The organism is Crateriforma conspicua (assembly GCF_007752935.1).
GTDB classification, from domain to species: Bacteria; Planctomycetota; Planctomycetia; order Pirellulales; family Pirellulaceae; genus Crateriforma; species Crateriforma conspicua.
Genome location: NZ_CP036319.1, coordinates 2,319,422 through 2,333,699 on the forward strand (window position 1 = coordinate 2,319,422; position 14,278 = coordinate 2,333,699).

The 14,278-nt window shown below is 56.9% G+C and carries 11 protein-coding genes and 1 pseudogene; 4 read left to right on the forward strand and 8 right to left on the reverse strand.

The features are described 5' to 3' along the window. Nucleotides 1-12: 12 nt before the first annotated feature. From Mal65_RS08975 to Mal65_RS08985, 3 genes are all read right to left on the reverse strand, one after another. A complete protein-coding gene (locus Mal65_RS08975) occupies nucleotides 13-780 on the reverse strand; it encodes a 3-keto-disaccharide hydrolase (RefSeq protein WP_145296220.1) in 768 nt (255 codons plus the stop codon). 167 nt (nucleotides 781-947) lie between these two features. Further along, the gene (locus Mal65_RS08980) at nucleotides 948-2,090 is read right to left on the reverse strand and encodes an AraC family transcriptional regulator (RefSeq protein WP_165701162.1); all 1,143 of its coding nucleotides are present in this window, start codon (nucleotides 2,088-2,090) and stop codon (nucleotides 948-950) included. A 189-nt stretch (nucleotides 2,091-2,279) separates the two neighbouring features. After that, nucleotides 2,280-3,239: an alpha/beta hydrolase gene (locus Mal65_RS08985; RefSeq protein ID WP_145296226.1), complete on the reverse strand. Its 960-nt coding sequence runs from the start codon at nucleotides 3,237-3,239 to the stop codon at nucleotides 2,280-2,282. 157 nt (nucleotides 3,240-3,396) lie between these two features. On the opposite strand from Mal65_RS08985, the pseudogene Mal65_RS08990 reads away from it, so the two are divergent. The 3 genes and pseudogenes from Mal65_RS08990 to Mal65_RS09000 form a co-directional block, all read left to right on the forward strand. Then, a pseudogene (locus Mal65_RS08990) lies at nucleotides 3,397-3,657 on the forward strand (transposase); the annotation flags it as partial. Nucleotides 3,658-3,717: 60 nt separating this feature from the next. Continuing rightward, nucleotides 3,718-4,395, forward strand: a complete 678-nt coding sequence (locus Mal65_RS08995; RefSeq protein WP_145296232.1) for a transposase — start codon at nucleotides 3,718-3,720, stop codon at nucleotides 4,393-4,395. A 142-nt stretch (nucleotides 4,396-4,537) separates the two neighbouring features. After that, a complete protein-coding gene (locus Mal65_RS09000) occupies nucleotides 4,538-5,914 on the forward strand; it encodes an IS4 family transposase (RefSeq protein ID WP_145296235.1) in 1,377 nt (458 codons plus the stop codon). Nucleotides 5,915-7,216: 1,302 nt separating this feature from the next. Here the strand turns inward: Mal65_RS09000 and Mal65_RS09005 are convergent. From Mal65_RS09005 to Mal65_RS09015, 3 genes are all read right to left on the reverse strand, one after another. After that, nucleotides 7,217-8,539: a Gfo/Idh/MocA family protein gene (locus tag Mal65_RS09005; protein WP_145296238.1), complete on the reverse strand. Its 1,323-nt coding sequence runs from the start codon at nucleotides 8,537-8,539 to the stop codon at nucleotides 7,217-7,219. 73 nt (nucleotides 8,540-8,612) lie between these two features. Next, nucleotides 8,613-9,461: a sugar phosphate isomerase/epimerase family protein gene (locus Mal65_RS09010; protein ID WP_145296241.1), complete on the reverse strand. Its 849-nt coding sequence runs from the start codon at nucleotides 9,459-9,461 to the stop codon at nucleotides 8,613-8,615. A 9-nt stretch (nucleotides 9,462-9,470) separates the two neighbouring features. Further along, a complete protein-coding gene (locus Mal65_RS09015; protein ID WP_145296244.1) occupies nucleotides 9,471-10,286 on the reverse strand; it encodes a ThuA domain-containing protein in 816 nt (271 codons plus the stop codon). A 164-nt stretch (nucleotides 10,287-10,450) separates the two neighbouring features. Between Mal65_RS09015 and Mal65_RS09020 the strand changes: the two genes are divergently transcribed. After that, on the forward strand, nucleotides 10,451-11,479 hold the full coding sequence (locus Mal65_RS09020; RefSeq protein WP_145296247.1) for an AraC family transcriptional regulator: 1,029 nt from the start codon (nucleotides 10,451-10,453) through the stop codon (nucleotides 11,477-11,479). A gap of 39 nt (nucleotides 11,480-11,518) precedes the next feature. Here Mal65_RS09020 and Mal65_RS09025 read toward each other — a convergent pair whose 3' ends face one another. Both Mal65_RS09025 and Mal65_RS09030 read right to left on the reverse strand, forming a co-directional pair. Further along, nucleotides 11,519-12,895, reverse strand: coding sequence for an alpha-L-fucosidase (locus Mal65_RS09025; protein ID WP_196784707.1), 1,377 nt, complete (start codon nucleotides 12,893-12,895; stop codon nucleotides 11,519-11,521). 121 nt (nucleotides 12,896-13,016) lie between these two features. Next, entirely contained in the window at nucleotides 13,017-14,228 is a 1,212-nt protein-coding gene (locus Mal65_RS09030) for a sialidase family protein (RefSeq protein WP_145296249.1), read from the reverse strand. Nucleotides 14,229-14,278: the final 50 nt, after the last annotated feature.

A 14,278-nucleotide genomic window follows, 5' to 3' on the forward strand; every position in this document is an offset into this window, starting at 1 on the left:
GGGGGGCTCGAATTAAAGCGGACGAATCTTAATATTGCGAAAACGGACGCGGCTTCCGTGATCCTGGATCAGGATGTGGCCTTCGGCCGCTTCGCCATAGTTTTTAATGTCACATGACTTCGACTCGGCCACTCTTTTGCGAAAGTCGTCGCTGCCACGCTGGTACTGAACGACTTTGACGCCGTTGAGCCAATGTTCGATGTGGTCTCCTTTGCTGACGATTCGGCTGTGGTTGTACTGGCCCAGCGGCATCACGGTCTTGTTCTTTGCGGCGTACAGTTCGTAAGCGGACCCAACGGTGCGAAAATCGCCGGGTTTCATTTTGCCTTTCAGCATCCACGGATGGTTTTCATCGTCCAGGATCTGATACTCCAAGCCGACGCCGTGTTTCGGGTTCGCATCCAAGCCTTCCAACACAAAAATTTTGACGCCGGAATTGCCGCCCACGCTGTCCATTGCCCAGTCCCAGGCCATTTCAAAGTTGCTGTATTTGTTGACGGTGATGATGTCTCCGCCGTTGCCCGATTCAGCCCCATCGTCGGCGGCGCATTGCAGTTCACCTGATGCGATCACCCAGCCCGTGGTGGGAAAGTCCGGGCGATTGATGCCTCGCCAGCCAGTTGACGTGACGCCATCAAAAAGCAATTCCCAGCCGTCAGCCTTTTCTTGCTCGGAAAGCGTGTTGACGGGAACTTCGGCAAACGTCGCCGCGATACCTTGCGTCAGCAGCAGACACAGCGTCGCGACCCCGCGGACCAGCAGATTTCGTGTATCGGTCATACCGATGATTGGGGGCTTAGTGACTCGGATCGAACACATCGAACTTGATAGCGCTGACTGTACGTCAACCGAGTCCCATCAGACACCGGCAAATACGAAACCCGTTATCAATATTGCGCAATTTTGGTGTTGCTGGTGGATTGTCGCGTCAATTGGCCGCAGACGTATTACGCAGCATGCTGCTTGCGATAAGCCGTCGGTGTTTGTCCGGTCGCCTGTTTGAACTTCAGCCCCAAGAATGCGGCCGATGAAAAACCCGTGCGCTGTGCAACCATTTCGATCGGATATGTCGTTTCGACCAGCATCTCTTTGACCAATCGCAATCGCTCGCGAACGATCTGGTCGTTGATGGTCGATCCTGTTGACTTTCGAAAACGAATCTCCGCCATGCGGCGGGATATGCTCATCTGACCAACCACGTCGTTCACCGAAATCTGTTTTGGCAACTGGTCGCGGATAAAATAAAGAGCACGTCGGACCGCCAAGTCTTGCACGGCAAAGGTATCGGTCGATAAACGCTGGATTGTGTACAGCGGCTGGGCAATGATTTGTTGGCCCGACGCTTCTTCACCTCGCATCATCCGATGCAACAACTCCGCGGCCCGGTACCCTGCTTTTTCATTGGCCACCGCGATGCTTGACAGTGGGAACTCGGCCAAATCACAAACCATTTCATCATTGTCAACGCCGACGACCGCGATCTGATCGGGGACTGCGAAGCCTCGGTTCAGCGCGCATCGGATCACTTCTTGCCCGCAATCATCGTTGCAGGCAAGGATGCCCGCGGGGCTTCGCAGCGATTGCAGCCAGCGTTCAATCGCCGCTTCACGTTGTTCGACGCCCAGTCGACGTTTGCGGCGTGGTTCTTGAAACCAGTCCACGTCGATGCCCTCCGACATGGCGTGTTCTGTGAAGCCTTTGCCACGGTCGTCCGACCAGTACATGTTGGCGTAGCCACAGAAACCAAGATTGCGAAAGCCCAACGACAACAGGTGCTCCGCCGCGATCTTTCCGATGGCCCGGTCATTGGACTGGATCGTGGGGATCTCAGACGGCAGTTCGCCGATGCCTTTCATGATCAGCGGGACATTCTCGGCGATCAACTGCTTCATTAGGCCGGCATCGTCGGTGTGGGCAATGATCCCATCGACCGGTCGGCGGCGATCCGCCCGAACCTCCGCTCGGTCTGGTTTCAAATAGAACGCCGGTTCTTGGATGAACGACCACGGACCATTCGCCCGCGCGTACTTTGAAATCCCGCGCAGCAGACTCTGCCCGTACCCCCGCGATGTCTCAATCAGCAACTTCACTCTCAAATTCGTCATCGCTCTCGCAAAGGGGTCAGGCCTCTTTTTGGGGTGTGAGGTGGGCTTGGACGCCATTGATTAGGCGAAATCGCCAGAACACGGCATGCAAAACGAGCCGATAGGAACGCCTGGACGTTAAGAAGAGGCCTGACCCCTTTGCGGAGCATGGCCCCTTTCCGGGGGCGGCGGTTGTTAGGGTGGCTTCAGCTGCGTGATTAGGAAGTCCGTTGGTGTCTTGTGTTGGATGTTGGGGGCACCGGGGTAGGCAAGTTCGCAGGCGACTCCGACGGAATGGCAATGTTCCTGCAGCTTCACACCGAAGTTTGATGTATGCGTGGGGTCTTTTTGGTTCCGCCCGATCGCTGGCGGACGCGAGTACGTCAAATAGACGCCGGGATCGTCGCGGCTGACCAGTGCATAGGGTGAGTATTCCGCGATCCACGGGAGGATCGAATCGCGACCTTCCAGGAATGCTGTGAAATTGGCAAAGCCGAAGGCGTGGCCGCCGTATCGGCTGTTGGGCGTCCAGGCTTTCATCTGCTCCGGATCGAGCGTTGTTTGGGCTCCGGTCACGGCCGCGCACCACAGTCGCGTTGATTCGCGGGCCACTGGATCGTCGCTCTCTGGATCCGCCATGTTGTCATGAAAGGCGATCCACAAACTCGAACAGGCCCCGGCCGATCCTCCCGCGGCACCGATCTTTTGTTTGTCGATGTTCCACTCACCTGCTTTGCTTCGAATGAATTGTAGAGCCCGGGCGGCGTCGTGAAGCGGAGCCTTCACCGGTGGTTTGATCCCCTGTGCCGAGACCTGTTTGACATAACGATAATTGCATGCGGCGACGGAGATCCCGGCGTCCAACAACGCACGGGCGTCCGCAAATCGGTGCAACCGTTCTTTCGATCCGCCCTGCCATCCGCCTCCATGAATCACCAGGACCAACGGAGTCGCGGTATCCGATTCTGCTTTCCAAAAATCCAGCACATGCCGCGGGTGATTGCCATATTTCACCTCGGAAAATGTCGGCTTAGGAACCGATAAGTCATAGCTTTCTGAGGTCTTTTTTTTCTCGGTCTGGGCAACCGACTGACTCGGTGGAAACGTCAAGCAAGCAATAAGCACAACGAGTATGCACGGTGATGATTGGCTCATGGATGTGTTTCCGTTGGGGGGAGGGAGGGAAGTTGGATAGCAAGGATACCCGTGCCCGCCACCGATTGCACGCGCGCGAGTCACGGGCAGTCGCTTCTGGGACTGATAAGGGGTCAGGCCTCTTTCTTTTTCGCAGAGACCGTGGTACGCTTGCAATATGCCAAGACCACCAAGAGCTGACGAAGCGGGCGGGCTCTATCACGCCCTGAATCGCGCCAACATGCGTGCCGAGATTTTCAGGAAGCCGGAGGACTACGAAGCCTTTGAGCGGATTCTTGCCGAAGGCCTGGAGTTGTGCGAAGTCGAGTTGTACAGCTACCAGCTAATGCCGAATCACTACCATCTGGTTCTACGTCCATTGGCTGATGGCGAAATGAGTCGATTCATGGGCTGGGTTGGTGGCACCCACACCATGCGACGGGGCTAAAAAGGGGTCAGGCCTCTTTCTTTTTCGCAGAGACCGTGGTACGCTTGCGATATGCCAAGACCACCAAGAGCCGACGAAGCGGGCGGGCTCTATCACGCCCTGAATCGCGCCAATATGCGCGCCGAAATATTCAAGAAGCCGGAGGACTACGAAGCCTTTGAGCGGATTCTTGCCGAAGGCCTGGAGTTGTGCGAAATTGAGTTGTACAGCTACCAGCTAATGCCGAATCACTACCATCTGGTTCTGCGGCCATTGGTTGATGGCGAAATGAGTCGATTCATGGGCTGGGTTGGTGGCACGCACACCATGCGATACCACGCCCATTACGGCACCAGCGGAATGGGCCACTTGTACCAGCAGCGTTACAAGAGTTTTCCGATTCAGGATGACGAACATTTTCTGGTCGTCTGCCGCTATGTCGAGCGAAATGCCCTGCGCGCGGGCATGGTTCGCAAAGCCGAGAATTGGCGTTGGGGGTCGCTGTGGCGCTGGTTGCAAAAGCCCGAACCCCAACCAAGGCTGCTGTCGCCGTGGCCGCTGTCTCGATCGCCTCGTTGGGCTGATCGAGTCAACGAACCACTGACCGAGAAAGAGCTGGAGGCCGTTCGACGATGTGCGCATCGAGGAGCGCCGCTGGGTGACGAAGGCTGGGTGGAGTCGATCGCCAGGCGGTTGAATCTGGAGTCAACATTGCGACCGCGGGGGCGTCCACGAGTGCACAAGCCATAAAAAGAGGCCTGACCCGAATGGCACTTAATCCACGGCAAAGTCTTGTGATGTCTGCACTTAGCGTCGATTGACAGCAGGGGGCTTCACTTGCGATGAGTTTGGTTATCTAACGACCTAAACACACGCAGCAAGGAAGCCCCCCGTGTTTCAATCCGAACTCAGTTCGTTCCGTCGGCGGCTGATCGTCGCACGCCAGTCCGGTGATCTCTATTTCGCTTCGCTGCTGGATCGAAAGACTATCGCATCGGCATTTGGCGAAGCAACCGGCATTCTTGATTCGGCCAGAATTTATACAACAGCCGTCACGCTGTGGGTGTTTCTCTCGCAAGTCCTCTCGGTCGACCATGGCTGCGTCTCGGCCGTCGCGAAGCTCATACATTATCGCTGCGCCCGCGGGCTTGGACGCTGCAGCAGTAAGACCGGAATGTATTGCATCGCGCGCGACAAGCTGGACGAATCGGCCATGCACCGACTGGTCACCAAGGTCGGCCAGGATATCGACGATCAAGCACCTGACGATTGGCTGTGGCTCGGTCACCGAGTCGTCACTGGGGACGGCACGACGATCACGATGGCCGACACGCCCGAAAACCAAGCCGAGTATCCTCAGCAACGCGGCCAAGCGGTCGGTTGCGGTTTCCCGATCATGCGGGTCGTTGTGCTCTTTGCGTTGTCCACCGGCGTGGTGCTCGAAACGGCGATGGGCAAGTATCGAGGCAAGCTAACAGCGGAAGTGAGTTTGTTTCGCGAAGTCGACCAGATCATACAAGAAGACGACGTTTTCCTGGCTGATCGGGCCTATTCGAGTTGGTTCGACATGGCTCGATTGATGTCCCGTGGTGCTCATGTGGTCGTCCGCAAACACCAACTTCGCAAGAGTGATTTTCGAACCGGTATCCGTTACGGCCAAGACGATCACACGATCCACTTGGATAAGCCTTCGCGGCCCGACTGGATGAGCGATCGGGAGTACGCCGAGTATCCTGACTTTATCACGATCCGTGAGATCAAAATACGAGTCGACAATCAAGGCTTTCGGACTCGCGAGATCATCGTCCACACCTCGCTGCTTGATGATCGTGATTACAGCAAAGACGATATCTCGGCACTGTTTCGTCGGCGTTGGCAAGCGGAACTGCACCTGCGCAGTTTGAAAACGATCATGCAAATGGATCATCTCCGGTGCAAGCGTCCGCATCGCGTAAGGAACGATCTTCGTGCGCACATGTTGGCGTACAACTTGATTCGACAAGTGATGTGTGACGCGGCGATGTCGGGCAAGCTGCAACCGTGGCAAGTCAGCTTCAAAAGAACGATGTCAACGCTGGTCGAACTGCTCCCGACGCTGAACGTGATCAGCAACGTCGACGAGCTGTGCGAAGTGCTGTTTCAGAGTTGCAGGCGACAAGTTGTCGGCAATCGTCCCGATCGCTACGAGCCGCGCGTGCTGAAGCGACGAGCGAAAGGCTACAAGCTGATGCAGAAGCCACGACGCGACTACAAACCCGGTGAGGCATGAGACTTAGGTGGATTAAGTGCCATTCGGGCCTGACCCCTTTTTCGAGTCCGAGCTGGCATTCCGTCGATGTCGGCGACGAAACGATGCGACAGCTTGCCGTTGGCGTTGAGCTGGAGGACTGATCCAAGATTCTAGCTGCTGCATCGCGGCTAAGATTTGGATTGCCATCCAGGAGCAAGGTTTGGAGGTTTTCCAACTGTTTCAGCGGTTCCAGGGAAGTGTCGTCCAAGCTGCATGACGACAGGTTCAGGATTTGAAGTTTTGAAAGAGTCGCAATCTTTGCGATGGCACCTGGCGGCAGATAGTTCTCTGGCAGATCCAAGCGTTTTAGCTCGCGACACTGCGCGATCGCATCGAAGGTTTCGTCGATGAGAAAGGTTTGTCTCAGCCCCAGAGTTTCCAGTTCCGCGGGGGCAGCCAATGATTTTAAAAAGGTGCCGGTGACCGGCATGTCGCGAAGCATCAGCGAACGCAAAGAAGGCAGGCGGCTGACGAACTGCAAGGCCGAGTCATCCAGTGCCGCACATCGGGCGAAGCTGAGTGCCCGCAACTGACCAGCGATGGGGGCCAACGCCTGAAGTCCCACGGCATCGATCGATGCGTCTTCGATGGTCAAGTTCGAAAGCTTGTCGACGGATGCGATCGAACGCATGCTTTCGTTGTCGATTCCGTATCCGCCAAGCTTCAGGTCTTTGAGGTTGGCGACGTCATGAAGGGCATCGAAATCGCGACCGCTAAGCCGACTGCACAAACGCAAGTCCAGCGCCGCAAGCTTGGGAGCGGTGCTCAGTGCGTCGAGCGAGGGGCCGTCGATCGGCAGGTCAATCAATGAAAGGTGGGTGAGGTTGGGACGCGAAGCAATCGCTTGCAGCTTGGAAACCCCCGGCGTATTGCGAAGCGTCAGTCGGCGAAGATTGACAAGTTCGGCGAACACATTGGCGACGAAATCGTCATCGATGCGGACGTCTTGCAGGTACAGTTCCTGCAGCGATGAAAGCGAACGAATCTTGGTTAAGTCTGCTTCGCTTAGCCCCGGTGCTCGCAGACGTAGTGAGGTTAGCGTTTTGCATTGGATCGCGGCGTCAAAACCCGCCTGGTCGGCTGATCCGCGATCCGCGGCCAAGTCGACCTTGATCGGCCGACCCTGGTCATCCAGTTCCAGGTGGCCGCCGCAGTCTTCGATCGCTTGGCGAATCGATGCGATGTCCGGCGGCGTTGCGGCATCCATGCGGATTGCCGGCAGGGTCAACCCGGCGACGCAAACCGCGAAGGCCGTGATCCAACGTAGGCCTGTCCGTCGCATCACGCGTCTCCCGTGGGCAACGTCCATGGGCCACGACGCATCGCGCGGGACAGCATGGCCGCGGCACGCTGGCTGGGGTTCACCAGTTTCTGTGCTTTCGGGTCCCATGTGATCTTTTCGCCGGTGCGAACGGCAATGTCACACAGGTGGCTGATGATGTCGCTGCGGACGGCGTCGTTCAGGTTGGAGACTGCGGCGTTTGGATCATCGTTTTTCACCGCTTGGATGAAGTTGGCTTGATGATGATTGCTGACCACCAGTTGGTTGTGTTCCGGGGCCAACGATTGTGTCAGCAGGCCGGGATCGCTGGCGGCGTTGCGGTCCTTGGCTCGCGCGACATCGATCCAACCGTCTTCACCAATGAACTTGGTGCTGTCGGCTCCGGGGCGAAACGTGACCGGAATGTCGCCCAGTTGGATCTTCATGTCCCAGTTATAGACGCAATCGTATAAGCCATCGGATGGGATTTCGCCCGTGCCTTCGACGACGATGGGGCCACTAGGATCGGCATCGCAGCCCCAGACCATGATGTCCAGCGGATGAGCCCCCCAGCCGGCCAAGTAGCCGATCGACTGATCATAAATCCAATAGCTTCCCGGCGGCTTGCAGCGGTCGACGGTATAGGAGGTCATTGGTGCGGGACCGATCCACATTTCATAATCCAGCCCGTCGGGAACATCCGATCCTTCGGTGATCCCGCCTGCGCCGCCATTGGGACAGACGACTTCGATGGATTGTATTTTTCCGATGGCTCCGCGACGCACTTGTTCGCAGCCTTGACGGCAATGAGCCAGACTGCGTTGTTGGGTTCCGTATTGGAAAACGACGCCTTGTTCGTTGAAGACCTTTTGACAGGCGAGGACTTGGTCAATTGACAACCCCAGTGGCTTTTCCACATAAGCACTCTTGCCGGCCTGTGCCGCCATGATCGCGATGGGGACGTGCCAGTGATCGGGGGTGGCGACGACAACGGCATCGATGTCGTCACGAGCCAAAAGGTCACGAAAGTCTTGGTAGGATTCGCCGCCGATGACTTTCGCGATCATGTCGCGTCGGTCGCGATAACAATCCGAAACGGCAACGCTTTGAGCGTCGGGGACACTGCGGATTCCGTTCAAAATTCCTCGTCCGCGCCCGCCGACGCCGATGTGTCCGACGGTGATGCGGTCGCTGGCCGGTGGCGTGTTCGTGTCGCCCAACGCGGTGCTGGTGATTACATACGGGGCGGCCGCAGTTGCGGCGGTGATCGCAGTGCTTGCTTTTAGAAAATCACGACGTGTGGGTGACGTGTTCTGCTTGGTCAAAACCTTTTGAGACTTCATGGGAGTGCTCCGTCGGGATTCGCGTCAGTTTGGCGGGGGATGGAGGTGGGGGAGTCTGGGGCGAGGGGATGCCTCAATCGGCGATACCACATTGCCGAAGATAATCGACGCTGCGTTGCAGGATGTTTTCGTCGCCGATGATTTCCAGCGTGGAAGATTCGATGGATGCGTCTTTCAAAGCGTCACAAACGCCACGAATGTCGATCACACCATCGCCCAAGGCGATTGTTGAGAACCCGCAGCCGAACATTTCGCCGCGTTTGGGCTCCCACTGGGCTTCCAAGTCTTTCCAGTGGACGTGATAGATTTTGTCTTGAAAGGTTTTCGCCATCGCCACCGGGTCCGCACCGCCAAGCCATGAGTTTCCGGTGTCCAGATTGATTCCCAGCGCGTCAGGGTTTCCCAAGCGATCCATCACGTCTTGTAAGCCCTGGATGCTGTCGGTGATCGGGCCGTGAGGTTCCAACAATACGCGGACCCCATAGTCGCCCGCCATTTTCAGCGGCGTGTATAGCTTTTCGGCGACGACGAAGACCTGTTCGGCATAGCTGAGACTCTTGGCCCAATCCGATCGCGGGTCCATGTCGGTCGTTACCACATCTTTGATGCCGATCGCCGCGGCGAATTGGACGGCTTTGATGATCTCCGACGTTCCGTAGATGCCCGGGTTGCTGGGTTCCAGCAGTCCCGCATGGGCGCAAACGGTCGATGGCACGATGTCATACTTTTCGAACAATCGCTTCACTTCGAACGGATTGTCATCCAGGCTAATGGTCGGCGAAAAACCCGCGGTGCCTAACATGCTGCCGCCCGCATTGGTGTCGGTGATGTCGGCGCAGTCAAAGCCCATTGCTTTGGCGCGTTGCAGTTGAACTTCCACGCTTGCGAAAGGTTCAATCAATAGGAAGACACCGATTTTCATCGTCGGACTTTATGGTCGAAGGGGTGGTGATGGGAAAGGATCGTTCAGAGAACCGTTTGGCATCGCTTTGCCTGTTGCAGCCCAATAGGTTCCACGTCGCAGCAAAGTGCCAAAGCCAGGCGTGTCCATCTGTTTGGCGGCGTGGCCCAATAACAGCGTGAAGCTGTGGCCGGATCCAAACGTATCGGCCAACGCGACCGGCTCGAATTCGCCGGAACCGCGGATGCGAGGATCGGAATAAGCGGATGCCAAGACCGTCACACCGTCTTGGATACCGGATCGATGCCACAGTTCGTCGTGGATTGGAAAGTCGTCCATGCCTGTGGTGATCGGATGGTCGCTTGCATCAATGCGCACCACAAATTCGTGTGGTGGGCCGTGGCCGGTTTGCCCCGCTTGCCATGTCGCCAGCGTCAACTGTTGATACTCGGGCCAGTCGGCAAATGATGATGATCCCGCATGAACGACGACGTGTCCGCCACCGTTGCGAACGAAATCCAGATAGGCCTTGCGAGTCTGCGGGGGCCAGTCGCCCGTTGCCTTATCGCCACGGCCAAACGTGTTCCAGTTGCTAAGGATGACTCGGTGCGACTGTAGCCGATCGCTGGTCAAACGTTGTGGTTGTTCTTCGATGGTGACATCGAACCGACCGTCGGCTTCCAAGATGGCTTTCAGCTTCGGTGTGGTCGTTTTCCAGTCGTGGTTGTTGCGTCCGCTGATCAGCAACACACGGATCGAATTGTTGTCGGGCGAGTCCGCGTGGGCGCCCGCGGCCAAGGACGCCAGCAAGCACAAGAGGATTGGCAGAGAGTGGATCGGGGGCATGGTGACGATTTGCCGTTGCCGTCGATTGGGATTTTCTGAACGCGCGGTTTTGATCGACGGCTGTAATCAACGTCGGCGTGATGACGTAGCATTTTAACGGTCGGATCCGCGCGTTAGAGTGCGATTTGTTTCACTGAAAGAAATTGAACTGATGGTTCGGCCTGATGAGTCCGCGGATACCGATCTACAAAATTCAGGATGCGACCTATCGTGCGGATTCCTGTCGGCGATTGATGGAGGCTGCCGAAGCCGGTCAGATTCAGTTGGATGCCGTGGTGCATGGGCATTATCCCGGTCGTCGATTACCCAAAAACGCGCTGCCGGGCTTGAAGGCGTTGGGATATTGGGACGCCGCGCGTCCGCAGTCTTGGGGCTTGGATTGGCATCAAAACGAAGGCATCGAGCTGTGTTTGTTGGATCGAGGCCAACTACAGTTTGCGGTGGAAGGTCAGGCGTTCACGCTGCAGCCGAACGATTTGACCATCACGCGTCCCTGGCAACGGCACCGCTTGGGCGACCCCAACATCGGACCCGGGCGGCTTCACTGGGCGATCATCGATGTTCAAGTGCGACGACCACACCAAAGTTGGAAGTGGCCGGACTGGGTCGTTTTGACGCGGGACGATTTGCAAGAGCTGACGGAATTGCTGCGACAAAATGAGCAACCGGTTTGGCATCAAGCCAGCGATGTCGGCCAGTGTTTTGGACGCATCGCCGACGTATTGGGACGCTGCACTGTGGACGGTTCCATCGACGTGTCTTGGTTGACACTGTTGATGAACGAATTGCTGTTGCAGATTCTGTCGCTACTACGCAGTCGCGATGTGTCGATGGACGCGAGCTTGGCCGACACGCAGCGAACCATCCAATTGTTCTTGGATGACCTGCGACACAACCGGGATCATCTGGCCGAACCATGGACGATCAAGATGATGGCTGAGGCGTGTGGGCTGGGCATCACACGCTTCACGGACTACTGCCGTCGCCTGACCAATACGACACCGGTGCAGTATTTAAACCAATTGCGGTTGAGTGCCGCCGTTGATTTGCTGCGGGAGCATCCCGAGATGAGCAACGGTGAAGTGGCCAAAGCGTGTGGGTTTAGTTCGCCTCAGTATTTCGCAACCGTGTTTCGGCGACAGCATGGCTGTTCGCCACAGCAGTATGCGTCCCGCGAACACGCATCGTCGTGACACGATGCGTTTGGCAGAGTCAAGAAATCCGCACGGCGATCATTCCGTTAGGGCGGGTTCACCTTTGGTGTCGATGGTGATCACGCTGGCAATGTCGTCGGGGGCCGTTGAAGGCAGGTCAATGACCATCGTTTGACCATCCCGTTTCAGATTCAACGTCGTTTCCGGTGATGCCAACAGCGAGACGCGCCGAACTTCGTTGGACAACGCTGGGATGGTCAGTTTGCCATCGCTGGGCCAATCAAACACGTGCAAATACAGCGTGCCTTCTTTGCGTGTGACGCGACCCCAGTCGGGGCGGAACAGTGCGGCCTGGGTGCCATGAATCGATTCTCCGTTGATGCTCATCCATTGGCCGATGGCACGCAACCGGTCCACGCTGGCTTGCGGGAACGTTCCATCTGCCTTGGGGCCGATGTTCAGCAAATAGTTGCCTCCTTTACTGGTGATGTCGATCAAGTTTTGGATCAAACGTTGGCTGCTCTTCCAGTTCTTGTCGGACGTTTTGAATCCCCAGGTGTCGTTCATCGTCATGCAGGATTCCCAATCACTGTTGACGCCCGTGGCGGGGATTTCTTGTTCCGGGGTGCCGAAGTCACCGGCAAACGAGCCCTCTTGGGTGAAGCCCGACATGCCTTTTCGGCCGGCACCCACGCGGTTGTTGACGATCAACTCGGGATTCAATTTCAACAGCCATTGATACAGTTCTTGGCCGTCCTGGTCGGTCCACCAACTGGGCCATTCGCCGTCGAACCACAGCACGTGCGTGCGATAGTCTTTGACCAAGGTTTCCAAGTGGCCTTTCATGTAATCGACGTATTGTTGTTTTTGATCGTCGATCATTTGGGTCGGGTTCCAGACGGGACGCCCGTTGTTCATCTTGGCCGGTTTTTGGGACGGATGGTGCCAATCCATGATCGAATAGTACGTGCAAAACTTCACACCATGACGTTCGCACGCGTCGCGTAGATCGGCCAGGATATCTTTGCCGTACGGGGTCGCATCCACCACGTCGTACTGACCCTCGGAATCAAACAAGCAGAATCCGTCGTGGTGTTTGGAGGTGATGACGATGTACTTCATCCCCGCATATTTCGCGAAGCGGACCCACGTATCCGCGTCGTATTGCTGAGGGTCGAATTGGGGGGCAAAAGCTTCGTAGCGATCGCGTGGGATGTTCGCGCGGCTCATGATCCATTCGCCGATCCCTTTCACTTCTTTCCCCTCGTACTTGCCCGCCGGCACGGCATACAGTCCCCAGTGCACGAACATGCCAAAGCGGGCGTCTCGCCACCAATCCATTCGAGAATCATCAGGCGACGCGGCCGATGCAGGGATCGAACCACTGGCCAGCAGGATGGCAACAAGGAAGGCGACCAGGATGCGAAGGTGCATTGGAAGACGTGACGTTTTCATAGCGGTTCAATTCGTCTTGGCAGGAAGGGAATCGGCGGGCGAGTGAGCGTGTGTGGGCTATGGTATCCGACGCAAACGACAAGTGTGGTTGTGCGTCAATTCGACGCGAATTGTCGATCGGTCAATCCAATTCATTGGACGCGACGCGAGCCAAATAAATCGCTTCATAAGGCGAGTTTTTTCCTGCTTCGTAAAGGCACAGAATGGTTTGGTCCGACAAGACGGCCAGGTCCGAATAGGCGCTCGGGCCGGAATGCAGAACGATCTGCTTTGGCCAAGTTGCTCCTTCATCATGACTGGCTCGAAGCGTCATGTTGACCCGCTGGTTGGCACTGGCCGGATTGCTGAACAGGATCGTGCCGGGCTGATCGTCTTGGGGCCAACGTAGACGCCGAATCGCCGCCTGGCAGATCGGCTCGACTAGCTCCGGTGCAAACGTCTGGTCGTGCCAGCTTTCGCCTCCGGTGTTACTGATGGCAATTTGTCGGACGGTTCGGCTGCGGTCATAGTTTCGCATGTTCAGCATCAGCCGACCGCCGGATAGTTCGACGACTTCGCATTCATTGACGTCACGTTTGGGCGTGCGTTCGCCTGCCTGCCAAGTGTCGCCGCCATCATCGGAATAGATCGCGTGCGAATACTTGTGTTCCGTTTCCGCTTCCATGTGGTCGCACGGGATGACCAGTCGCCCGGCGTGCTTACCGTGCTTGATTTGAATGCCGCTGCCCGGACCGGTGGCATACCAAGTCCAGGTGTTTGGTTTCACGGCATCGGTGATGTCGGTCGGCGTGGTCCATGTGAGGCCATGGTCAGGCGAATGGCTGAGGTAAACGTGGCGGGTGTCTTCACTGGTTTGCCCGATGATTTCACGTTCGGTATCGCGGCCAAGGTTCCACGTCAGCAACAGGCTGATCTTGCCCGTTTCCCGGTCCACGACCGGACAAGGGTTACCGCAGGTGTTCGATTCGTCGTCCCACAAGATTTGCAGGTCTGACCACGTGACGCCGCCGTCAGTGGAACGCTTGTAAACCAAGTCGATGTTGCCGCTGTCGCCACGTCCGGCCAAGCGTCCTTCGCAAAACGCGATCACGGTGCCATCGGTCGCGACACACAGCGACGGGATACGAAAGGTGTGGTAACCCTGTTCGCCTGCTTGGAAAATCGCTTCGCCACGTGGCCGTTTCGATTCCGCTGGCGTGTTGTCGTCCGCGTTGGCCCGGCAAGCGTGGGAAGTAGCGAAGGCAAATAAAACGAACGCCAACCCGAATCGAAACAGATTTTCGATGACGGGGGAACGGCGAACCAATGCAGAAGGAAGCGAGTTGCGAAACATGGCGGGAACCGTTGGCGGGAAGATCAAGCTAGGAAGACGGGGCACCGGCC